Genomic DNA, 20,983 nt, shown 5'->3' with positions numbered 1-20,983 from the left:
CAGCCACGTCCGCGGCTGCTGCGTCATCACTCGCCCCCTTCGCCCTCGGCACCGGCCGGCGCGGCTTCCTCGCCGCGGCCCGTCCCCTCGACGTGCTCGACGTACCGCACGGCGGGGCGCTCCTCGAGCGGCGCGGTGGGACCGCCCTTCTCGTAGCCGACGACGCGGATCGTCATGCGCTTGCCCTCGGGCGCGCTGAACGTGTAGCTGCTGCGCACGCGGAAGCGGTAGCCCTTGAGGTACGAGAAGATGCCGTACCCGTGGCCGCGATACTCGAGGTTCACGGTGATGTTGTGCTCACCGGGGACGATCGAGCCGTTGTAGATCTCGAACTCCTGCTGGTCGCCCAGCGTGCCCTCTTCGTCCGCCTTGCTGAAGAGGCGCGCGCCGTCCAGCGCGTAGACCGCCTTCACCAGGCGGTACGAGGAGCTCATCCGGTTCTCGTGGATGATGACGGCCTGCGCGCCGGCGACGACGCCGCCGAGGACCGTCTCGGCGAGCAGCGAGAGGCGCGCCTTGCTGCGGAAGATCTGCTCCTTGAGCGCGTCGATGCGCTGCTCCAGGTCGCGCAGGCGCACGGCATACGTGCCGGCGTCCATCTCCTCGGTGCCCGTCGTCGTCGCGGCCGCGTCGGTTCCGGTCGCGGCGGGCTCGCCGCTGGCATCAGGGGCTGCCGTGGTCGTGGCTGTACCGGTCGTCGGCGAGGTCTCGCCTGTCGTGGGCGATCCGTCCTGCGCGACAGCGAGCCCGGCGACGAGCGTGGCGAGCGCCACGGACGTCCACAGCGCCATCACCCTGCGCATGCAATCTCCTCTTTCTACGCACGGGGCGGCGACGCGTCCGGCCCCTCAGCAGCGCCCGCTCCCCCCTGGAGAAAGCGGGCAAGTCGAGAACCAGCTTCCGTGGAGCGCACGGCACGGCTCGGAACCTCGAGACCGTTGTCCAGGGAAGCGCAGAAATTCAGTCGTGACCCGAGCCCGGTGAGCCGTGAGACGCAGATCGGCACCCGAGCACACACTCGTGCTCGGCTTATACCAACGCCCCGGGAGGGGGTCAACGCACTCCCGGATCGCGCGGAAGTGCTGGTCATGTCTCGCGCATCGCTAGAATGCGCCCCGGCCATGAGACCGTTCTCGCCGCTCGCGCGTCGGACGCGAACACGACGCCTCCCGGAGAGCGGAGGCCGAGCGTGAGCGGTGTGCACGACGGGCTCTCCGACGAGGAGCTGGTCCGGCGCTTCAACGACGGGGACGCGGCGGCGCTCGAGGAGATCCTGCGCCGGTATCAACGTCCCCTCTTCAACTTCATCCTGCGCTCGGTCCGCGATCGCGACCGCGCGGAGGAGCTCCTCCAGGACGTGTTCCTGAAGGTGGTGCAGAGATCCTCGGAATTCCAAGGGAACTCGAAGTTCAGCACGTGGCTCTACACGATCGCGAGAAATCTCTGCATCGACACCAGCCGGAAGATGGTCTTCCGGCGGCATCGTTCCCTCGACGCCCCGCTGAAGGCCGACGAGGCCGAGGGCGCCACCCTGCTCGATCGGGTGGCGAACGAGGGCCCGGCGGCCGATCGCGCGGTGATCGGTCAGGATCTCCAGGCGCGCATCGCGGCGGCGGTCGAGGAGCTCCCCGAGGAGCAGCGTGAGGTGTTCTTGATGCGCGAGCTCCAGAACATGGCTTTCAAGGAGATCGCCGACATCGTCGGGGTCCCCGAGAACACGGTGAAGAGCCGGATGCGGTACGCGCTGGAGCGGCTCCAGCGCGCGCTCGCGGAGTACGAGGACTACGTCAGAGAGCTGGAGCGGTGACCGACAGCAGCGAACAGACGCCGTTGCCGTGCGAGTCGGTCGAGGACCGGCTGCTCGAGCTGGTGTACGGCGAGCTCCCCGACCGCGAGGCGCGCGACGTGCGTGCCCACGTGTCGGGGTGCGAGGGCTGCGGGCGCTCGTTGGCGCGGCTCGAGGGCGGGCGTGCGCTCGCGCGGAAGATGGAGCCGGTCGAGCCGCGGGCGGACCTGCTCGATGCGGTGCGGGCAGCGGCGCGGGCGAAGGCGGCCGAGACGGTCGCGCGGGTGAGCGCGCCGGCGGAGGCTCCGGCCGCCGCGGCGGCACAGCGGCGCCCGAGAGCGTCGGAGGCGCCCGCCGAGCGCGGCTGGTGGACGGACCTGCTGCGGTGGCTGGGCTCGATGGCGATGGGCCCGCAGGTCGCGATGGCGACGCTGCTGATGTTGATGATCGGCATCGGCCTGTGGTCGCTCCCCGCGCTGCGCGGGCGCAACGAGCGCGCGAGCACCGACGCGCTCGTCGAGCCGGATCCGGCGGGCGAGGTCGGCCCGTCGCGCGCGCTCGAGCCGGCGGAGCCGCTGGCGTTCGACTTCGATCCGCGCACGCGCCGTCTCGCGCCGGTCGGTGAGGTCGTCGAGCCGGAGGTCGCCGAGCCCGCGGCACCGGCGCCCACGACGCGGCCCGGTGTGGCGCCGGTCGTGCCGGTGGAGCGGCGGACGACGACGACGCGCGAGGCGCCCGAGCAGCAGCTCGCAGCGCGGTCGCAGCGGGTCGAGAGCGAGCCGCTGGCCGGCATCGAGCAAGACGTCGCGCCGGGCGAGGCGGTCGGAGCGGTGGTCGACGGTCCGCTGCCCGAGCCGCGCGCGGAGGGAACGACGTCCGCGTACGCCGCGACCGAGGCCGAGCGCGCACCGGCGGTCGCGCCGAGCGCGCCGCCGCCGGCCACGACCACGCCGCGCTATGAGTCGCGCGACGAGGTCCCGCGGCCCGACCCCGACTCGGACGCGATGCTCGCGGAAGCCCTGCACCGTCAGGCGCAGGCGTCCGCGCGACAAGGCGCGTACGGCGAGTGCGTGCGGCAGTACCAATCGCTGCTCTCGCGTCATCCGCGCTACGCGGACGCGGGGCGCGCGTGGCTCGAGCTCGCGGAGTGTCAGCGCCGCTCGGGGCGCGTGGCGGACGCGCAGCGCTCGCTCGAGCGCGCGCAGACGATCCCCTCGGTGCGCGCCGACGCGACGCGCGAGCTGTCCCGCATGCGGATCGAAGAGCGCGCGGTCGAGGCGGCGCCGGCGACCGCATCCGACTCGCCCTGAGCCATCACGCGCCGAGCAGACGCCGGAAGCGACGCACCAGCGCCGACGACTCGCGCAGCTCGGTGCCCGCCGCGTCGAGGGCACGCGCGAGGCCCTCTTCCAGCGTCGGCGCGATCGTCAGGTGCGCGGGGTCGAGGCGCGGGCGCGCCGCCGCGAGCCATCGCGCGTCGATGCCCGTGAACACGCACGCGACGCCGATGAGGCGCGCCGCGACGTCGAACCCGAGCACCGCCGCGGCGAGATCCTCGGTGGGCTCCTGCGTGATCGCGACGTGCACGAGACACGCGAGCGCGTCGGCGTCGAGCAGCACGCGCGCCGCGCGATCGAGCGCCGGCGAGAGACGATCCGCGTCGTGCTCGCCGGCGACGACGAGCGCGAAGCAGCGCGGCGCGATGCGCGAGGGCGCGAGCGCGTCCGCAGCGCGCGTCGCGGCGTCGTCGTGCACACGCTCCTCGATCGCCGCGCAGTAGCCCTCGACGATCACCGAGCGCAGCGACGCGATCACCGCGGGCGCAGGCGGGCGATCGAGCGCGACGAGCGCGGCCTCGAGCGCGTCGACGAGCACCAGCGCGACGCTCGGGGTCGCGCGATGGAGCGAGGCACGCCGCCCGAGGAGCGCGCCGAGCGCGAGCGCCTCGCGGAACTCGAGCGCGCGGGGATCCGCGCCCGCCGCGCCGATCGCGAACTCGAGCGCTTCGATCACCGGCCGCGCCTCGAGCGCGAGGTCGTCGATCAGGCGAGCGTCCTCGCGGAACGGAACGCGCAGCGTGCGCCGGAAGATCTCGAGCGCGCGATCGAGAGCGTCGGCCACGAGCGCGATCGTACCGGGACGCGCTCCACGAGGCGAGAAAGCAGGGCGCGCAGAAACACCGGACCGGGAAGCGCGCGTGCTAGCTTCGGCGTCGATCGCGAGGAGGCTGGAGATGGCGATCGTCGTTCAGAAGTACGGCGGCAGCTCGGTCGCGGACGTCGAGAAGCTCGGGCGCGTCGCCGACAAGGTCGTCGCGGCGCGGCGCGCCGGCGAGGACGTCGTCGTGGTCGTGTCGGCGATGGGCAAGACGACCGACCAGCTCCTCGCGCTCGCGAAGCAGGTCGACGAGACGCCGCCACGCCGCGAGCTGGACATGCTGCTCACGACCGGCGAGCGCGTGTCGATGGCGCTGCTCTCGATGGCCATCCAGAAGCGCGGCGTCGACGCGATCTCGTTCACCGGATCGCAGAGCGGGATCATCACCAACGATCGGCATTTCGACGCGCGCATCATCGAGGTGCGGCCGCATCGCATCGAGGACGAGCTCGCGCGCGGCAAGGTCGTGATCGTCGCGGGCTACCAGGGCATGAGCTACCGGCGCGAGATCACGACGCTGGGGCGCGGCGGCAGCGACACCACCGCGATCGCGCTCGCGGCGGCGCTCGGCGCCGCGCGCGCCGAGATCTACAGCGACGTGGACGGTGTGTACTCGGCCGATCCGCGCGTGGTGCCCGAGGCGCGCCATCTGCCGGAGCTCACGTACGAGCAGATGCAGGAGATGGCCTCCGTCGGCGCGAAGGTGCTCAACGCGCAGGCGGTCGAGTTCGCGCGGCGCGCGGGGATCGCGATCCACGCGCGGTCGACGTTCCAGCCGGGGCGCGAGAGCGTGGTGCGTCGCGCGGTGGACGGCGGTGGGACCGCGGTCATCGGGCAGAAGGGGATCGTGCGAGCGCGCGTCCGTGACGCGAGCGCGCTGCGCGATGCGCTGGCGATCGCGAGCGAGTACGCGCTTCCCGCGCGCGACGTGTCGCTCGAGAGCGAAGGCGCGACGATGGTGCTCGCGACGTCGCTCGCGCCCGACTGGGCGGCCACGCGCGCGCGGCTCGAGCGCGAGGTGCCGGGCATCGCGATGGAGAGCGGGCTCGGTGCCGCCTCGATCGTCGGCGGCGCGGTGAGCGAGGCGCTGCTCGACGTGATCGCGGCCCTCGGTCGTCGCGAGATCGTGGCGCGCGGCGTCGTCCAGAACGCGACGCGCATCTCGGCGTTGGTGCGCGAGGACGACGTGGATCGCGCCGTGCAAACGCTTCACGAGGAGATCGTCGCGAAGGAGTAGCGCCATGAGCCGAGGTCGACGCGCGTGCACGCTGGGAACGCTCTTCGGCCTCGTCGCGTGCATGGGCGTCACCATCGCCGCGGCGCAGGGCCACGGCGTGCGGCTGCAGCTCGGCGACGTCGCGGGTCTCGGCGGTGGATCGAGCTCGGGGTTCGTGTCGATCCCGCGCGAGTCGATCACGGTCGAGCTGCTCGAGGGCACGCCGTGCGAGGGCGTGCGGCTCGCGGGCACTGGACCCGTCGAGAACGCAGCCGCGCGCGCGATGCACCTCACGATGACGCTGAACGCGACGGCGACGCAGGGACGTCTCGGCGTCGGCGCGTGCCCCGGCGCGACGATCGCGATCGAGCTCGCGGACGGGACCACGCTCGAGCTCGACGACGGGGAGCTCGATCTGAGCGAGGTGGATCTCGACGACGGGCGCGTGGAGGGGAGCTTCACCGGCACCGGCACGCGCTTCGGCGAGCTGACGACGATCTCGGGCGATTTCCGGCTCGCGTTCGCGCCGCTCCGCGCCGACTGAACAGGCGTGGTACACGTTGGCCTCATGGCCGAGACGATCCTCGTCGTCGACGACGAGAAGAACATCCGCCGCACGCTGCGGATGGTGCTCGACGCGGAGGACTTCGAGACGCTCGAGGCATCGAGCGCGGAAGAGGCGATCGAGCTCCTCGGCGCGCACGACATCGACCTCGTGATCCTCGACGTGCGCCTGCCAGGCATGAGCGGCATCGACGCGATCGCGGAGATGCGCACGCGCCGCGAGGGCCTGCCGATCCTCGTGATGTCGGGGCACGGCACGATCTCCGACGCGGTGCTCGCGGTGCAGCGCGGCGCGCTCGACTTCCTCGAGAAGCCGCTCGATCGCGATCGCGTGCTGGTCTCGGTGCGCCACGCGGTGCGCACGTCGAAGCTCGAGCGCGAGGTGCGCGCGCTCAAGCAGGACGCCGAGACGCGCTACGAGATGATCGGCACGAGCGCGGTGATGCGCCGGCTCTACGTCGAGCTCGAGAAGGTCGCGCCGACGCGCGGTCGCGTGCTGATCACGGGCGAGAGCGGCACCGGCAAGGAGCTGATCGCGCGCGCGATCCATCGGCTCAGCCCCCGGCGCGAAGCGCCTTTCGTGAAGGTGAACTGCGCGGCGATCCCCGCGGAGCTGATCGAGAGCGAGCTCTTCGGCTACGAGCGCGGCGCGTTCACCGGCGCCCAGGGGCGCAAGAAGGGCCTCTTCGAGCTCGCGCACGGCGGCACGCTCTTCCTCGACGAGATCGGCGACATGTCGCTCGCCGCGCAGGCGAAGGTGCTGCGCGCGCTGCAGAGCGGAGAGATCACGCGCGTGGGCGGCGAGAGCGCGATCGCGGTGGACGTGCGCGTCGTCGCGGCGACGAACAAGGATCTCGAAGAAGCGGTGAAGCGCGGCGAGTTCCGCGAGGATCTCTTCTTCCGGCTCGCGGTGGTGCCCATCCGGAGCCCGTCGCTCCGCGAGCGGCTCGAGGACGTTCCCGCGCTCGCGTCGTCGTTCCTCGACGAGTTCTGGCGCGAGAACGGGATCCGCCCGAAGCCGATCGATCACGGCGTGCTCGACGCGCTCGGGTCGCGGCCGTGGCCGGGCAACGTGCGCGAGCTGCGCAACGTCGTCGAGCGCATGGCGATCCTCAGCGGTGATCGCATCACGGTGGGCGATCTGCCGGAGATCCCACGCGTGCCGGTCACGCCGGGCGCGGTGCCGCTCGCGATGCCGAGCACGCCCGCGCCGTCGAGCGCGAGCGCGCTCGCGTCGAACGGGAGCGAGACGCTGCGCGAGCATCGCGATCGCGCCGAGCGCGAGTACATCCTCGCGACGCTGCGCGCGTGCGAGTGGAACATCTCGAAGGCCGCGACGCTGCTCGGCGTCGAGCGCACGAACCTCCACAAGAAGATGCGCGCGCTCGGCCTGCGCCGAGAGTGACTCGGCTGCGACGGAGCGCGTCAGACCGCGGGAATGCTGGAGCGGCGCGCGAGCTTCGCGCGCAGGAAGCCCGCGAGCTCGTCCATCGAGTACGGCTTCGGCACGAAGCCGATCGCGCCGACGGCCGCGCGCTCGATCTGACGCTCGGTGAGGTGGTACGCGCTCGTCAGCACCACGCGGACCTCGGGGTGCCGCATGCGCATGCGCCGCGCGAGGTCGAGCCCGTTGATGCCGGGCATCATCAGATCGACGATCGCGATGTCGGGGCAGTTGTGCTCGAGCCACTCGAGCGCGTGCTCTCCGTCGCGCGCCTCGCTGACCGCGAACCCCTCGAGACGAAGCCCGATCGCGAGGCTACGACGATGGTTCTCCTCGTCGTCGACGATCAGGATGTGCGGTGCAGTGACTCCCACCACGTCCGGCGGTTCTCCAGCGGGCATCGGCTCGCGGCGCGAGGCTGCCCGAGAGGTCAGGGAAGACGGCAAGAGCGAAAGTAGCGGGAGGAGCGCGCCCCGGGGGTCTGGGGGGGCAGCCACGGAGCGCGGCCTCCCTGGGTCAGCCGTTCAGCAGGTGATGTGCCATGTGGAAATTCGATGGAATCTCGCGATGCGCACATCATCGCCGCCGCACGACTGCAATCCCGGCGGACCCTTCGCTTTCAACTCTGAAAGTCGCTCAGCTGTGCACGTTGAGGCGCTTCATCTTGCGCCACAGCGTCGTCGCGGAGAGGCCGAGCACCTCGGCTGCCTTCTCCTTGTTGCCGTCGACGTCGCGCAGGACGTTCTGGATGGCGTCGCGCTCGGCGCGATCGACGACGTCCTGCAGCGTCTGACCCCCGCCGCCGCTCGCCGGCGCCGACGCGGGCCGCGACTGCTGCTCGAGCGGCACGATGTCCTCGAGCCGGACCTTGCCGTCGACGGAGAGCGCGACGCCCTGCTCCACCATGTTCTCGCACTCGCGCACGTTGCCCGGGAACTCGTAGCGCGTGAGGTAGTCGACGACGCCTTCGCCGAACTCGACGCGCCGCCGCATCTTCTTCGCGTACTTCTCCTTGAAGAACTCGGAGAGCAGCGGGATGTCCTCGCGGCGCTCGCGCAGCGGCGGGAGCATGAAGCGCGCGACGTTGAGCCGATAGTAGAGGTCCTGGCGGAAGCGCTTCTCCGCGATCGCCTCCTGCAGGTCCTGGTTCGTCGCGGCGATGATGCGCACGTCGACCTGCACCGGCTTGTTGTCGCCGAGGCGGCGGATCTCGCCTTCCTGGATCGCGCGGAGCAGCTTCGCCTGGAACGCGGGCGGAGTCTCCGCGATCTCGTCGAAGAAGAACGTGCCGCCGTTCGCCTCTTCGAAGAGGCCCTTGCGCGTCGCGACCGCGCCCGTGTACGCGCCGCGCACGTGCCCGAAGAGCTCGCTCTCGAGCAGCGTCTCGCTGATCGCGGCGCAGTTCACGCTCACGAACGGCTTGTCCGCGCGTGTCGAGTTCACGTGCACCGCGCGCGCGACGAGCTCCTTGCCGGTGCCGCTCTCGCCGGTGATCAGGACCGTCGTGTCGGTGGGCGCGATGCGCACGATGCGCGCGAGCACGTCGCGGATCGCGGCGCTCCGGCCGATGATGTTGTCGAAGCCGTAGCGCTCGCGGAACTCCGCGGCCATCGCGGAGACCTCGCCCGCGAGGGTGCGCTTCTCGACCGCGCGATCGACCTTGACCAGCAGCTCTTCTTCGCTGAACGGCTTCTGGATGTAGTCGTACGCGCCGATGCGCATGGCCTCGACCGCGCTCTCGATCGTGCCGTACGCGGTCATCACGATGACCTCGGTGAGGTGCGAGACCTCCTTCACGTGCCGGAGCACCTCGATGCCGTCTCGCCCGCCCATCTTCAGGTCGGTGAGCACGAGGTCGTAGGTGTCGGTCTGCACCACCTCGCACGCCTCTTCGCCGTCGGCGGCTTCCGATACGTCGTGGCCAGCGCCACGCAGCATCAGAGAGAGCGTCGTGCGCATGTTGCGCTGGTCGTCGACGACGAGGATCTTCGCCATGAGGGCCTCTAGGTGTAATGCCCTCGCGCTCGCGGCTCAATCCTCGGTGTCGAACGTCGGCGGAGGGCCCATCGGAATGCGCTGCTGCGCGTCGACCGCGCGATCGATGGCGCGCCGCAGATCCCCGAGCTCCCGCTCGGATCGGTGAGCGCTCCAGCCCGCGAGGACGAGCGCGACGAGCGCGATCGCGAGCGCCGCTGCGGCGAGCCCGCGTGCGAGGGGATCGCGGCTCACCCTGCCCCGCCCGGCTGGGTGCGCCCGGGCGGCGACGCGCCGCGCTCGACGTACCCGCGCGCGTCGCGGCGCACCCGCACGAACGCCGGCGCGCCCACGAACGTGCCGGTCGGCGCGTCCAGGTTCCACTGCGCGCCGTCGTGCTCGAGCTCGAGCACCGGCACGACCTCGTAGATGCCGGCGTCGTCGAACGTGCCCTCGGGACAGAACGCGCGCGCATCGAGCGTGAAGCTCGGCCCGCCGCGCGCCGAGAGGCGCTGGAAGAGATCCGCGGGGACCGCGCCGCCGCCGTGCGGCATCGCGCACTCGACGTCGGCGTCGGGCCCGTGCACGCGGAACGAGAAGCGATCGGGGCGCACGTACGCGCGAGCACGTCCTTCGCGGGCTCGCACGCGCACCGAGAACGTCGTGATCGAGCGCGCGTCGCGATCCGACATCACGACACGCACGCGCGCGCTCGGGTCGGGCTCGAGCGCACGCGGCATCGCATCGAGGTGCACCGTCGTCGGACCGAGCTCGCGGTGATCGACGGGAGGCTCACCGAGCACGCGCAGCGTGACGTCGCCGCGACGCGCGCGACGCGGACCGAACGTGACCGCGACGTCGCCGCCCGCGCTCAGCGCATCGAGGGCGCGGCCCCAGCAGTACTCGCGCAGATCGATCCACTCCTGCCAGGTCTGCCCCGCTTCGAGGCGCACCACGCGGTCCGCGTCGAGGCGCGCCGGACGCTCGGGGTGCTCGCACGTGAGCGCACGGCGCGCGCCCTCGGGCCGCACCTCGATGCGCAGCAGGCGTCGATCCGCGTTGAGCTCGATCGGCGCGCTCGCGCGGATCGTGAGCACGCGACGGAACGGCGTGTCGCCCGAGATCGTCGCCAGCGAGAGCTCGGCGGGCGGCGGAGGTGGAGGCTCGCGACGACGACGCTGCGCGCTGCTCGTCGAGGGCAGCGCGATGCTGATCGCGAGCACGAGCGCGAGGGGGATCGCGTTGCCGATCACTTGAGGATCTCCTCGATCGCGCGCCGGACCTCGTCGCGGACCTCGCGCGGGAAGCAGAGCCGCGGGCGCACGATCGCTTGGTCGCGGAGGCGCTGCAGCGGGAACGAGATGTCGCCGAGACGACGCAGCGGCTGGTGCCGCAACAGCACCCAGAGGCCCTTCGCGGGGTCGCTCTCGTCCTCCGCGTACGGCACGTCCTCCGCGACGTCGAGGAAGACCTGGAGGTCCGCGCGGATGCCGCGGCGCTCCGTGATCTCCGCGGCGCGACGGCGCGCTTCTTCCCAGATCGGCTCGGAGCCCGGCTCGTCGGGGAGCGGCACCGTCTTCGGCAGCTCGCGACGACGGAGCCGACGCGCGAGATCGGCGAGCACCGCGTCGCGATCGCGCTCCCACTCGCCGATGCAGTGCACGAGGATGTTGTCGTCGAGCTCGAGATAGCGCTCGAGCGAGAGCGGCTCGCCGAGCACCGCGGCGCGCATCGCGTGCGGCACGACGCTCGGTCCCGTGCCCTCGCGGATCAGCTCGGCCACCCGCACGAACATCGCGCGCACCAGGCACTCCGCCGCGCGCGTGGCTTTGTGGTGATAGACCTGCTGATACATGAAGTGCCGCGCGAGGAAGAATCCCTCGATCGGCGGCAAGCCCTTGCGGCCCTCGATCGCGAGCCCCCAACCACCGCCGGGCAGCTCGGCGAACGCGAGCGCGCGCAGCAGCCAGTCGAGATCGTAGATGCCGTACGCGACGCCGGTCATGTGGCTGTCGCGCAGCAGATAGTCGCAGCGATCGACGTCGAGCACGCCGCTCACCGAGGACGCGAGCCAGCGCTTGTCGTGCGTGCCCTGGATGAGCGCGGCGACACGAGCGGGCATCGCGGAGTCGAACGCGACGAGCGCGCGATGCACCTCGGTGGACTCGTCGAGGAGGATCTCGACCGTCCACTCCTCGTGCGCACGCGCGTGCGGGAGCACCTCTTCGAACAGGTGCGAGAAGGGCCCGTGCCCCACGTCGTGCAGGAGCGCCGCCGCGAGCCCCTCGCACGACGCACGCTCGTCGAGGCGCAGATGCGCGGGCACTCCGTCGCCGTCCTGTCGCGCGCGCACGCGCTCCTGGAGGCGCGCCATCACGTGCGTCGCGCCGACCGCGTGCGCGAATCGCGAGTGCTCGGCGCCGGGGAACACGAGCGACGTGAGGCCGAGCTGACGCACGCGACGCAGGCGCTGCACCTCGCGCGTGTCGAGGAGCGACTGCACGAGGCGCTCGGCGTCGCCCTCGAACGCGACGAGACCGTGGACGGGATCCCGGAGGATCATGGCGCGCGCGTCATAGCACGGGCGCGTCGAGCACACGTGCTAGCGTCGGACCGCGATGCGACGTGCCATCCCCCTCGCCGCGGTCCTGCTCTGCGTCTCGCTCCTCGCGCGCCACGACGTGCGCGCGCAGGAGGCGCCGATCGTCTCTCCGCTCGCGACGTCGCTCTCGCAGCTGGTGAGCGACGCGGGGTTCGGCGAGACCGTGAGCGTGACCGTGGTCGACGCGGCGAGCGGGCAGACGCTGTTCTCGCACCAGAGCGAGATCGCGCTGAACCCCGCGTCGAACATGAAGCTCGTCACCGCGGCCGCTGCGCTCGCGCGGCTCGGCCCCGAGTTCCGCATGCGCACCGCGCTCTACGGGCGCGTCGAGGGCGACGGCGTCGCGACGCTCTCGCTGCGCGGCTTCGGCGATCCTTCGCTCACGCAGGCGGACCTCGTCGAGCTCGCGCGCGATCTCGCGGACCACGGCGTGCGTCGCGTGGGCGAGGTCGTCGTCGACGCGACGTACTTCGAGGGGCACCTGCTGCCGCCCGCGTTCGATCAGCAGCCGGGCGAGGTCGCGCCGTTCCGCGCGGCGACGGGCGCTGTGTCGGTCGACGCGAACGCGTACACGCTGCGCGTGCTCCCGGGCGCGACGGTCGGCGCGCCGGCGCGCGTGCGGCTCGACGGCGCGGGCTACTTCGCGCTCGAGAGCACGATCACGACGAGCGACTCGGGGCAGCCGTCGATCGTCGCGATCCAGCGCGATCAGGGCGAGCACATGCAGCTCGCGCTGCGCGGAACGATGCCGATCGGCGTGACCGGCGTGTCGTATCGCCGTCGCATCGAGAACCCGCTCGCGTGGGCGGGGCACCTCACGCGCGACGCGCTCGCGGCGGCAGGGATCCGCAGCAACGATGCGGTGCGCATCGCCGCGACGCCCGACGACGCGGCGCTCCTCGCGCAGCACTCGTCGGAGCCGCTCGCGGAGATCCTGAGCGCGATGGGCAAGCAGAGCGACAACTTCGTCGCCGAGATGGTCTTCCGCGTGCTCGGCGCGGAGCGGCACCGTCCGGGCCGGGTCGAGGACTCGGTGGGCGCAGTACGCGACGTGCTGCGCGACGCGGGCGTCGAGCCCGATCGCGTGCAGATCGTCAACGGCTCGGGGCTCTTCGATGGAAACCGGATCGCGTCGGGCGACCTCGCGCGGCTGCTCTCGTGGATGTACCGGCAGCCCGGATTGCGCGCCGAGTACGTCGCGCACCTCGCGATCGGCGGTGTCGACGGCACGCTGGCGGGGCGCCTCCGCGATCTGCCGCGCCCGCGCATCGTGCGCGCGAAGACGGGCACGCTGAACGACGCGATCGCGCTCAGCGGGTACGTGCTCGGGCCGGACCCGGATCGCGCCGTCGCGTTCAGCGTGATCGTGAACGGTGCACGCGGCCGACACGGCCCGGCGCGCGGGCTCTGCGACGGAGTCGCGCGCGCGATCGCGCAGCAGCTCTGGGCTGGACGCTGAGCGCTCCTGGCGCGCTCGTCTCGGCGCTGAGACCTGCCCGCTTGCACGGGTGAAAAGCAACACGAGCAGAGCTGAAACGAAGAAGCCCCGACCGTCTCCGGTCGGGGCTTCTTCTTCGTGGACGATCGCGCTCGCTCGCGATCACTCCTTGATCTGCCGACGGATCTTCGCGAGCGCCTGCTCCTGGAGCTGACGGATGCGCTCGCGCGACAGGTTGTACTTGTCGCCGATCTCCTTGAGCGTGAGCTCGTCCTCGTCGTCGAGGCCGAAGCGCCAGCGGAGGATGCGCGCCTCCATCGGCGAGAGCGTGTCGAGAAGGCGACGGACCTCGTCGCTCCACGTCTTGCTCACCAGCTGCTCGTACGGCGTCGGGACGTTCTCCTGCTCGAGGAAGTCGATGAACTTCCGGCCGTCCTCGTCGTTCACGGGACGGTCGAGCGAGAACGGAGTCTCGGCCCAGTAGCCCTTGATCTTCTCGAGCTTCTCGGCCGCGATGCCGGTCTCCTTCTCGAGCTCCTCGGGCGTCGGCTCCTGGCCGGTGCGGGTCGCGATCGCCTGCGTCGCGCGCGCGACACGGTTGTACGTGTCGAGCATGTGCACCGGGATACGGACCGCGCGGCCCTTGTCCGCGAGGGCGCGCGAGATCGCGTGGCGGATCCACCACGACGCGTAGGTGCTGAAGCGATACCCACGGTTGTGATCGAAGCGCTCGACGGCCTTCATCAGGCCGATGTTGCCCTCCTGGATCAGGTCGATCAGCGGGAGGCGGCCGCGGTTGTAGCGTCGCGCGATCGACACCACGAGGCGGAGGTTCGCCGCGACGAAGCGGTTCTTCGACGCCTGCTGCGCGTCGCGCGCCTCTTCGACGCGCTGCAGGTACTTCTTGAACGCCGGCGTGAGCTGCACGCCGTCGACGACCAGGTCGCGCTCCGCGGCGAAGTCACCGGCGGCGCGGTGCACCGCGCGGTCCGACTCGTTCACGAAGATGCGGTCCGAGTCGAGCAGGCGCATCGTGGTCGAGAGCGCCGTCGCGGTCTCGTCCCACTTGTCCTGCTCCTTCTTCGCCATCTTGCCGGGCGTCTTGCCCTTCGTGGCGCCCTTCGCGAGCTTGCGGAGCGAAGCGAGCTCCGGGAGCGGGTGCTCGGTGACGAAGCGCTCGATCGTCGTCGCGACCGTGTCGACGGCCGGCGGATACGAGAGCAGCGCCTCCCAGTAGCCGATCTCCAGCCGCTCGACTTCCTTCGCGGCCTCGATCTCTTCCTGCGGCGTGAGCACGCGGTGCCCCGCCATCTCGCGGAAGTAGCGGCTCAGCGTCGAGTCGCCGCCGCCCTGGCGCTCCATCTCCTTGAGCGCCTTCTCGGCCTCGGCCTGCGCCTCGGCGAGCTGCTCGGGATTCGGCTCGTCGTCGAACGACGGCTCGTTCTTCTCCTCCAGCTCGGCCTCGTCGTCGTCGCGGCTCGCCGGCGCCGCGGTCTTCGCCGCGCTGCCCGTCTGCGATGCCGATGCTCCTGCCTTGCTGGCCATGGCGTCCCTCTTCTTCTCGCGCCCGGGCTTTCCCTTCCCCGGCGCGGCCTCGATCTCGCTGCTGCCGCGGCTCTCGAGCTCGCTCTCGTCGGCGCCCAACTTCTTGGCGCCCTTCGCCATTCCGGCGGACGCCGCGGTCTTCGCGGCGCTCGGCTTCGTGCTCCCCTCGGCCACCACCCTCGATCCCTCCCGCGACGACTTCGCCGATCCGTCCTTCGCGGTCGCGACGTCCTTCGAGCCGCTGGACGCGGCCACCGTCGCCTTCGAAGACACCGGCGTCTTCGGAGGCGTCGAGGAGGCGCGTCCAGTGCCGTTCGAGGCTGCACGGGACGTGCCATTGCGTGCACGCTTGGTCACAGGATCACCTCGAGGCGGGAGCAGCTGGTCGACATCTCGGTTCTGAGTGGCGTCGCTCGCGGGGTTCGGCTCATGAAGCTAGGCTCGGCGTCCTTCGGGCGGGAACGCCCTTGGGTAGGTGCGTGGGGATCGACGTACAACAAGCGCAACCCCGTTGGATTCCGGGTCCGCCTCCGACGTTCGACGAGGCGCTCGGAGGGGCCGTGACACTGCGCGAGCAGGACAGACGGATCAGGCCCCACGGGGCGATTGCGATCGCTCGATCCGTCGGCGCCGGGGACGGCGTCGCAACCGGTCCCGACGCGCGATTACTCCTTTCCTCGCGAAAGCACAACACCTTCGTGCAACCACTCGAACGATTCCGTCGGTCCCGCAGATCGCCGGCCACGCGAGTGGCCGGCGACGGCGACTTCCGTGGCCGCCACGCGTCGTACGCGCACGCAGCCCACGTGCCGGCGCTCGTCGTGCTCGCGCTCGGCCTCGTGCTCTCCCTCGCCGCGACCGCGAGCGCAGCGCCCCTGCCGGTCGACGGCGCCGTGTCTGTGGGGCTCCCGCCGACGCGAGTCCATATGCACGTCGAGGCGACGGACCAGGGCACGCGGATCCGGGCCCGAGCGGGCGCGCACGGCGCCGAGGTCACGCTGCCCGGGGTGCTCGCCGAGGCGGACGTGGAGCGCGTCGCGCTCTCCGGCGGCGCATCGGTGGCGCTGGTGCGAGGGCGCGGCGAGGGGGGACGCGTCGCGGCGCTGATCGTCGTGCGGCGCGGTCGACCGGAGATCTCGTGGACGGGCCGCCTCGACATGCGCGGGGATCCCGGCGAGCGCACGAGCGACGTGCTCGACGTGAGCGATCGGACCGGCGACGGCGTGCCGGACGTGGTGGTCGGGCAAGCACGCGAGGGCGTGGGGCTCTGCGGTGAGCCGGCGGCGATGCTCTATCCGCGCGCGCTCGATCCGGCGAGCGGCGCGCTGCGGCCCGTGGTGCTGCGGCGGGTCGGCGCGGGCGAGGAGGTCGCGGTCACCGCGACGACCGAGAGCCCGGGGCCGACGGGCGCGCCGGTGGTGCGGGCGCTGCGCGCGGTGGGCGCGTCGAGCGCGCTCGGGGTCGACGAGGACGCGCGGGCGCTCGGGCCGCCGAACGCGCTGGTCGATGGACGCGAGGAGACGTACTGGGCCGAGGGGCGCGGCGGCGCGGGGGACGGTGAGCTCGTCTCGCTGCGCTTCGGGGCCGGGATGCCGATCCGGGCGGTCGCGATCACGGCGGCGCGCGCCGAGAGCGTTCGGGCGCCGCGCGCGCTCTGGATCGTCGGGGATGCGGGGCCGCGGCTGCGGGTGACGCTGCCCGAGCGTTTCGAGGGACGCGCGTGGATCGTGCCGCCCGCGCCGCTCGCCTGGTCGTGCTTCGCGGTCGTGCTCGCGGATCCGGGAGGCGACGCGGGCGCGCGCACCGGGATCGCGGAGATCGAGGCGTTCACCGACGTCGATTTCGGCGCGGGGATGGACGCGCTGGTCTCGGAGCTGGTGCGCGACGGCGAGGGCGGCGATCGCGCGACGCAGTGGCTCGGACGGCTCGGCGAGCGCGCGGTGGTGGCGCTCGATGGCGCGTGGGAGCGCCTCGGCGCGCGCGGGCGCGTGCGCGCGGTGCGGGTGGCATCGGAGGTCGCGGGTGCGGGCAGCGAGCCGGCCTTGGCGTTGCTCGCGCGCGCCGCGGCCGACGAGAACGAGGAAGTGCGGGCGGCGGCGCTGGGAGCGCTCGTGGAGCGTCGCGCGGAAGGCCGGATCGCGGACCTCGCGGCGCTCGCCGGGGCAGCCGGCGAGGACGCGGCGGCGCGGCTGGAGCGGAGCGAGCGAGCGTTCCCGATCGCGCCGCTGCTCGACGCGGTGCGCGCGGAGGGTGGCAGCGAGCGGCCGCGGTTGCGCGCGGCGCTGGCGCGCGGCGTGGCGCTCGGCGGCGATGCCGCGCGCGGGGAGATCGAGGCGGCCGAGCTCTCGGTCGCGGCGCGCGCGTCGTTGGCGCTCGGGCTCGCGGAGAACGAGGCCACACGCGCTGCGGCCGCGCCGCTGGTCGAGCGCGCGGCCGCGGAGGCGAGCACGTTCGCGGACCGCTGGCGCACTGCGCGCGCGGCGGCGCACGTGGAGCGGAGCGCCGGCGTCGAAGCGACGATGCAGACGTGGGCGCGCGAGGCGGAGGAGTGGATGCTCCGGAGCGCCGCGGTGGACGCCCTCGGCGCAGGCTCGGTCGACGTGCTGCGCGAGCGCGCGCTGTCGGACGCGTACCCGCGGGTGCGCATCGCGGCGGTCGAGCAGCTCGCGCGTCATGGCGCGCTCGAGAGCGCGACGGCGAGCGCCGTGGCGCGCGATCGCTGGCCGATGGTGCGCGTCGCCGTGCTCGATGCGAGCGTGGCTGCGGAAGGCGGGCGCGAGCGCGCACGCGCGGCGCTGGACGACGACGCGCAGCTCGTCCGGCGTCGCGCCATCGAGCACCTCACGAGGCTGCGAGATCGCGGTGCGTGGCCGGCGATCGAGCAGCGACTGCGCGACACGCGCGAGTGGCCGATGGTGATCGACGCGGCGCTCGCGTACGTGTCGGAGCTCTGCGTGGCCGGCGCGGGTGAGGCCCTCGTCGAGGTGATCCGGCGCGGTGCGCGCGAGGGCGCGTGGGAGCCGAACGTCGAGAACGCGGGGCTCGCGCTGCGCGTGCTGACGCGGCTGGGCGGCGCGGCGCTCGAGGACGGACGCACGGTCGCGATGCGCGGCGGCGAGTCGCTGCGGGCCGCGGTGGAGGCATCGCGCACGTCGACCGAGGAGACCTGCGCGGCGGGTCCGGAGTGAAGTGAAGGGTTCCCACGGTTTGACGTGCGTGGTAGCGTCCGGCTCGCTCGCTGGGTCGCGTGCACCCTCGAGCGGGGAAGACATGAACCGTCAGTCGATGCGAGCGCGGATCGGATGCGTCCTGGCCCTCACGCTGGCCCCTCTCGGGCTGAGCGCGTGTGGTGAGCAGGCGGCCGCGGATCTCCAGATCGAGCGTCTACCCGACGTGAGCCCGAGCCTGCCGAACGTTCCGACCATCCCGCCGCCGCCGCATCCGGTGACCTATCCGGACAGCAGCTACAGCGTGTACGGCGTGCGTCGGCGCGAAGGCGTCACGATGAACACGGACGTCGCGGTGACCGGCTACATCGTGGAGATCTACACGCCGCCGGAGTGCGAAGAAGGGCGTACCTGCCCGACGCCCGCCGCGCCGCACCTGTGGATCGCGGACACGCGCGGCGAGGCGGACGAGTCGAACCGCCTGATGATCGTCGGCTACGCCGAGAACCAGGCGCAGATCGACGAGGCGGTCGAGCAGGCGCGTCGTGGCCGCTACGAGCCGCCGGATCCGGAGACGGGCCTGCTGCCGATCCCGACCGACTTCTTCGTCGGCAACAAGGTGAAGGTCAACGGCCGCTTCACCCGCATCTCGGGCAGCGGCTTCAACGTGAGCGAAGGCCTCCTCGAGTACCGCGGTCACGAGACGCTGGAGCAGTCGCCGGAGGCGCAGGCCGCCGCGACGCAGCGCCGTCGCTGAGCGCGTCGAGCGACGATGAAGAACGAACGCCTCCGAGCGCGAGCTCGGAGGCGTTCTGCGTTTCTCCGTCGATGGATCAGGGCTGGTAGTCGAGGAACGCGCGAACGACCGCGGCGCCGAGGCGGAAGCCGACGGCGAGGTCGCTGCGGCGCGCGTGGTACCAGCCGTCCGCGCCCGCTGCGCCCGGCGCACCGACGCGCAGCTCGTACTGCTCGGGGCTCCCGCTGCGGCGTCGGATCTCGAGGACCAGCACCGGGCTCGCCATGCCGTCAGCGGGCGCGGGCTCGCCGTAGCGCGTGGTCCCCACCGCGCGCATCGACGCGAGACGGTCGAGGATCAGCGTCGTGCGCGCCTCGTCCGCGGGGCCCTGGCCCGCAGTCCATCCGTCGCCCTCGCGGCGCAGCTCGACGCGCTCGCCCCCGCGCACCAGCGCGAGCGACTCGAGCTCGGACGACTCGACCGCGAGCAGATCGCGGCTCGCGAGCGGGCCCTCGAGGCTCTCGATCAGCTCGCTCGCGACGACGAGCACCGCGGGATCCTCGCCGAGCTGCGCGAACGCGCCGCCCTCGGTCGCCGCGCCGATCCGCAGCACGAGCACGCGCGGGGGCGTCTCCTCTTCGTCGGCGTGCTCGCCGTGCTCGTGGTCGTGCTCGTCCGCTCCGTCGTCCTCGTCGGGCAGCGCGCCCTCGAACGTCGCGGTGACCACGAAGCGCGGCCGCTCGAGGCCGTGCTCCGCGCTCGCGCGATCCGCGACGAACCGCACCGCCGTCAGCGACGCGATCGCGCGCACCACGTCGCGCGTCACGACGCCATCGGCCGCGATCTCGACCGGCGTCGTGACGCGCCACTCGGTCCCGCGCTTCTGCACGCGCTCTTCGACGCCCTCGCGGAGCACGACGAGGTCCTGCGCGTTCGTCTCGACGTCGCGCACCAGACGGCGATCGCGGAACCGGATCGCCGGCGCCGTGAGCAGCTCGACCGCCGCGAGCGGGAACCGTGCGATCTGCGGATCGTCGCCACGACGGACCCACACGCCATCGCCGTCGGTCGTGCCCAGCGCCACGCGCTCGCTGCGCTCCTGATCGCTGCGGTGCAGCGTGATCGTGGCGCGGGGCGCCGCGAGCCCGCGCGCGCGCAGCGCTTCGTCGGTCGCGGGCTCGTACGCGAGCGCCTCGAGCGCGCGCATCTCGCGCGTCCAGTCGGCGACGGCGTCGTCGTCGGCCGCGCGCGCGTCCTCGCCCTGCACGATCTGCCAGCTCATGTCCTCGCGGCGCAGCTGGTAGTCGGCGTCGCCGTCGATCTCGGCGCGCTCCATCTCGTCGTCGCGCATCGCGACGAGCCGGCTCTCGCGCAGTCGATCGACGCCGAGATCGAGCGTCGAGATCGACTCCGCGGTCACGCACACGATGGGCCCCTCGTCGCCCACCCTCGCGACGACCTCGGCCTCGCGGCCCGGGCACGCACCGCCGATGCGCAGCCGCAGCGGCGCACGGTTCGCCTCGTCCTCGGCGCGCTCCCGACGGATCACGAGCTCGCGCGAGGGCTGATCGAGCCCGTGACGCGCGAGGTCGCCGTCATCGAGGAAGCGCGTCGCGCGCACCTCGCGCGTCATCGAGAAGATCTCCTCGAGCGACGCCGTGCGCGCGAGCGCCTCGTACGGCTCGCGCAGCATCCAGCCACCCTCGGTGCGCTCGACGCGCGCGCGCTCCTGCTGCGTCGAGAGCTCGACCGCGCTCACGTCCGCGCTGCGCACCGAGTCGAAGAGCTCCTTGCGGCGGAAGTGCGCGACGTCGTGCTGCAGCGCCTCCACGAAGTCCTGGCCGACGACGAACGCCTCGCCGGGCCGATCCGAAACGCCGACGTAGACGCCGTCTCCGCGCGGATCTTCGCCGCCCAGCACGACCGTGACGTCCTCGCCCGCGACGGTGAAGCGCACCGTAGCGCGCGGCTCCGCGAGCCCGAAGCGCGCTCGATCCTCATCCGAGATCCCGCTCAGCGAGCGGCGCGCCTCGAGCCACTCGAGCGACGAGAGCAGCTGATCGACCGCGTCCTGATCCGCATCGCTCGCGATCGGCGCGGTGAGCTGCCAGTGCCCCAGCTCGAACTCGTCGAGGTCCTCCTCGCGGTCGCGATGCAGCACGATGCGGGTCTCGCCGCTCACGAGCTCCACGTCGCTCACGCGCGGCCGCACGAAGCGCTGCAGCACGCGCCCGCGCCGCGCCTCGAGCTCGCCGGTCGAGAGCATTCCGCTCTCGAAGATCCCGATGAAGAGCGCCATCGCGAGCGCGATGACGCCCAGCACGATCGTCGTTCGCTTGGACATCCGTTCGCTC

Annotated in this window: 18 protein-coding genes; 9 read left to right on the top strand and 9 right to left on the bottom strand. The window is 72.4% G+C overall.

What is annotated here, in order from left to right; translation table 11 throughout:
• Window positions 1-26: 26 nt before the first annotated feature.
• A complete protein-coding gene (locus DB32_RS17545; RefSeq protein WP_157069124.1) occupies window positions 27-803 on the bottom strand; it encodes a hypothetical protein in 777 nt (258 codons plus the stop codon).
• Window positions 804-1,189: 386 nt separating this feature from the next.
• On the opposite strand from DB32_RS17545, the gene DB32_RS17540 reads away from it, so the two are divergent.
• Both DB32_RS17540 and DB32_RS17535 read left to right on the top strand, forming a co-directional pair.
• Window positions 1,190-1,807 (top strand): RNA polymerase sigma factor, encoded by a 618-nt coding sequence (locus DB32_RS17540; RefSeq protein WP_053238847.1) that lies wholly within the window; start codon window positions 1,190-1,192, stop codon window positions 1,805-1,807.
• A complete protein-coding gene (locus DB32_RS17535; RefSeq protein WP_053233611.1) occupies window positions 1,804-3,096 on the top strand; it encodes a zf-HC2 domain-containing protein in 1,293 nt (430 codons plus the stop codon). The genes DB32_RS17540 and DB32_RS17535 overlap by 4 nt, the downstream gene beginning before the upstream one ends.
• A 4-nt stretch (window positions 3,097-3,100) precedes the next feature.
• Here the strand turns inward: DB32_RS17535 and DB32_RS17530 are convergent, their stop codons facing one another.
• On the bottom strand, window positions 3,101-3,907 hold the full coding sequence (locus DB32_RS17530; protein WP_053233610.1) for a hypothetical protein: 807 nt from the start codon (window positions 3,905-3,907) through the stop codon (window positions 3,101-3,103).
• A 112-nt stretch (window positions 3,908-4,019) separates the two neighbouring features.
• Here DB32_RS17530 and DB32_RS17525 point away from each other — a divergent pair, with 112 nt between their 5' ends.
• The 3 genes from DB32_RS17525 to DB32_RS17515 are packed head-to-tail and all read left to right on the top strand — an operon-like array spanning window position 4,020 to window position 7,128.
• Window positions 4,020-5,180: an aspartate kinase gene (locus DB32_RS17525; RefSeq protein WP_053233609.1), complete on the top strand. Its 1,161-nt coding sequence runs from the start codon at window positions 4,020-4,022 to the stop codon at window positions 5,178-5,180.
• 4 nt (window positions 5,181-5,184) lie between these two features.
• A complete protein-coding gene (locus DB32_RS17520; RefSeq protein WP_053233608.1) occupies window positions 5,185-5,703 on the top strand; it encodes a hypothetical protein in 519 nt (172 codons plus the stop codon).
• A gap of 24 nt (window positions 5,704-5,727) precedes the next feature.
• Window positions 5,728-7,128 (top strand): sigma-54-dependent transcriptional regulator, encoded by a 1,401-nt coding sequence (locus tag DB32_RS17515; RefSeq protein WP_053233607.1) that lies wholly within the window; start codon window positions 5,728-5,730, stop codon window positions 7,126-7,128.
• A gap of 20 nt (window positions 7,129-7,148) precedes the next feature.
• Here DB32_RS17515 and DB32_RS17510 read toward each other — a convergent pair whose 3' ends face one another.
• The 5 genes from DB32_RS17510 to DB32_RS17490 all read right to left on the bottom strand — a co-directional run bounded on the left by DB32_RS17510 (window position 7,149) and on the right by DB32_RS17490 (window position 11,704).
• The gene (locus DB32_RS17510) at window positions 7,149-7,541 is read right to left on the bottom strand and encodes a response regulator transcription factor (RefSeq protein WP_240481219.1); all 393 of its coding nucleotides are present in this window, start codon (window positions 7,539-7,541) and stop codon (window positions 7,149-7,151) included.
• Window positions 7,542-7,803: 262 nt separating this feature from the next.
• Window positions 7,804-9,162 (bottom strand): sigma-54-dependent transcriptional regulator, encoded by a 1,359-nt coding sequence (locus DB32_RS17505; protein ID WP_053233605.1) that lies wholly within the window; start codon window positions 9,160-9,162, stop codon window positions 7,804-7,806.
• Window positions 9,163-9,198: 36 nt separating this feature from the next.
• Window positions 9,199-9,396 (bottom strand): hypothetical protein, encoded by a 198-nt coding sequence (locus DB32_RS17500; protein ID WP_053233604.1) that lies wholly within the window; start codon window positions 9,394-9,396, stop codon window positions 9,199-9,201.
• Complete coding sequence (locus DB32_RS17495; protein WP_053233603.1) at window positions 9,393-10,394, bottom strand: hypothetical protein; 1,002 nt, start codon at window positions 10,392-10,394, stop codon at window positions 9,393-9,395. Before DB32_RS17495 ends, DB32_RS17500 begins: the two co-directional genes overlap by 4 nt.
• Window positions 10,391-11,704: an HD domain-containing protein gene (locus tag DB32_RS17490; protein WP_053238846.1), complete on the bottom strand. Its 1,314-nt coding sequence runs from the start codon at window positions 11,702-11,704 to the stop codon at window positions 10,391-10,393. Before DB32_RS17490 ends, DB32_RS17495 begins: the two co-directional genes overlap by 4 nt.
• 55 nt (window positions 11,705-11,759) lie before the next feature.
• Between DB32_RS17490 and dacB the strand changes: the two genes are divergently transcribed.
• Complete coding sequence (gene dacB, locus DB32_RS17485) at window positions 11,760-13,202, top strand: D-alanyl-D-alanine carboxypeptidase/D-alanyl-D-alanine endopeptidase (RefSeq protein WP_053233602.1); 1,443 nt, start codon at window positions 11,760-11,762, stop codon at window positions 13,200-13,202.
• 141 nt (window positions 13,203-13,343) lie between these two features.
• Here dacB and DB32_RS17480 read toward each other — a convergent pair whose 3' ends face one another.
• Window positions 13,344-14,726, bottom strand: coding sequence for a sigma-70 family RNA polymerase sigma factor (locus tag DB32_RS17480; RefSeq protein WP_169791471.1), 1,383 nt, complete (start codon window positions 14,724-14,726; stop codon window positions 13,344-13,346).
• On the opposite strand from DB32_RS17480, the gene DB32_RS46840 reads away from it, so the two are divergent.
• The 3 genes from DB32_RS46840 to DB32_RS17470 all read left to right on the top strand — a co-directional run bounded on the left by DB32_RS46840 (window position 14,725) and on the right by DB32_RS17470 (window position 18,650).
• Complete coding sequence (locus DB32_RS46840) at window positions 14,725-15,129, top strand: hypothetical protein (protein WP_169791470.1); 405 nt, start codon at window positions 14,725-14,727, stop codon at window positions 15,127-15,129. The genes DB32_RS17480 and DB32_RS46840 overlap by 2 nt on opposite strands.
• A gap of 346 nt (window positions 15,130-15,475) precedes the next feature.
• The gene (locus DB32_RS17475) at window positions 15,476-17,914 is read left to right on the top strand and encodes a hypothetical protein (RefSeq protein ID WP_053233600.1); all 2,439 of its coding nucleotides are present in this window, start codon (window positions 15,476-15,478) and stop codon (window positions 17,912-17,914) included.
• A 97-nt stretch (window positions 17,915-18,011) separates the two neighbouring features.
• Window positions 18,012-18,650: a hypothetical protein gene (locus tag DB32_RS17470; protein WP_157069120.1), complete on the top strand. Its 639-nt coding sequence runs from the start codon at window positions 18,012-18,014 to the stop codon at window positions 18,648-18,650.
• Between the two features lie 76 nt (window positions 18,651-18,726).
• Here DB32_RS17470 and DB32_RS17465 read toward each other — a convergent pair whose 3' ends face one another.
• On the bottom strand, window positions 18,727-20,973 hold the full coding sequence (locus DB32_RS17465; RefSeq protein ID WP_053233598.1) for a DUF4340 domain-containing protein: 2,247 nt from the start codon (window positions 20,971-20,973) through the stop codon (window positions 18,727-18,729).
• Window positions 20,974-20,983 lie beyond the last annotated feature (10 nt).

The organism is Sandaracinus amylolyticus (genome assembly GCF_000737325.1).
Lineage (GTDB): Bacteria > Myxococcota_A > Polyangia > Polyangiales > Sandaracinaceae > Sandaracinus > Sandaracinus amylolyticus.
The sequence above is the reverse complement of the archived record's forward strand: the minus strand, read 5'-3'. Positions and strand labels throughout refer to the sequence as shown.

Excerpts from the sequence above, each read along its gene's own strand:
- DB32_RS17480 (WP_169791471.1), bottom strand. The coding sequence starts at position 14,726 with ATGGCCAGCAAGGCAGGAGCATCGGCATCGCAGACGGGCAGCGCGGCG.
- DB32_RS17505 (WP_053233605.1), bottom strand. The coding sequence starts at position 9,162 with ATGGCGAAGATCCTCGTCGTCGACGACCAGCGCAACATGCGCACGACG.
- DB32_RS17515 (WP_053233607.1), top strand. The coding sequence starts at position 5,728 with ATGGCCGAGACGATCCTCGTCGTCGACGACGAGAAGAACATCCGCCGC.
- DB32_RS17525 (WP_053233609.1), top strand. The coding sequence starts at position 4,020 with ATGGCGATCGTCGTTCAGAAGTACGGCGGCAGCTCGGTCGCGGACGTC.
- DB32_RS17470 (WP_157069120.1), top strand. The coding sequence starts at position 18,012 with ATGCGAGCGCGGATCGGATGCGTCCTGGCCCTCACGCTGGCCCCTCTC.
- dacB (WP_053233602.1), top strand. The coding sequence starts at position 11,760 with ATGCGACGTGCCATCCCCCTCGCCGCGGTCCTGCTCTGCGTCTCGCTC.
- DB32_RS17520 (WP_053233608.1), top strand. The coding sequence starts at position 5,185 with ATGAGCCGAGGTCGACGCGCGTGCACGCTGGGAACGCTCTTCGGCCTC.
- DB32_RS17465 (WP_053233598.1), bottom strand. The coding sequence starts at position 20,973 with ATGTCCAAGCGAACGACGATCGTGCTGGGCGTCATCGCGCTCGCGATG.
- DB32_RS46840 (WP_169791470.1), top strand. The coding sequence starts at position 14,725 with ATGGCGTCCCTCTTCTTCTCGCGCCCGGGCTTTCCCTTCCCCGGCGCG.
- DB32_RS17545 (WP_157069124.1), bottom strand. The coding sequence starts at position 803 with ATGCGCAGGGTGATGGCGCTGTGGACGTCCGTGGCGCTCGCCACGCTC.
- DB32_RS17490 (WP_053238846.1), bottom strand. The coding sequence starts at position 11,704 with ATGATCCTCCGGGATCCCGTCCACGGTCTCGTCGCGTTCGAGGGCGAC.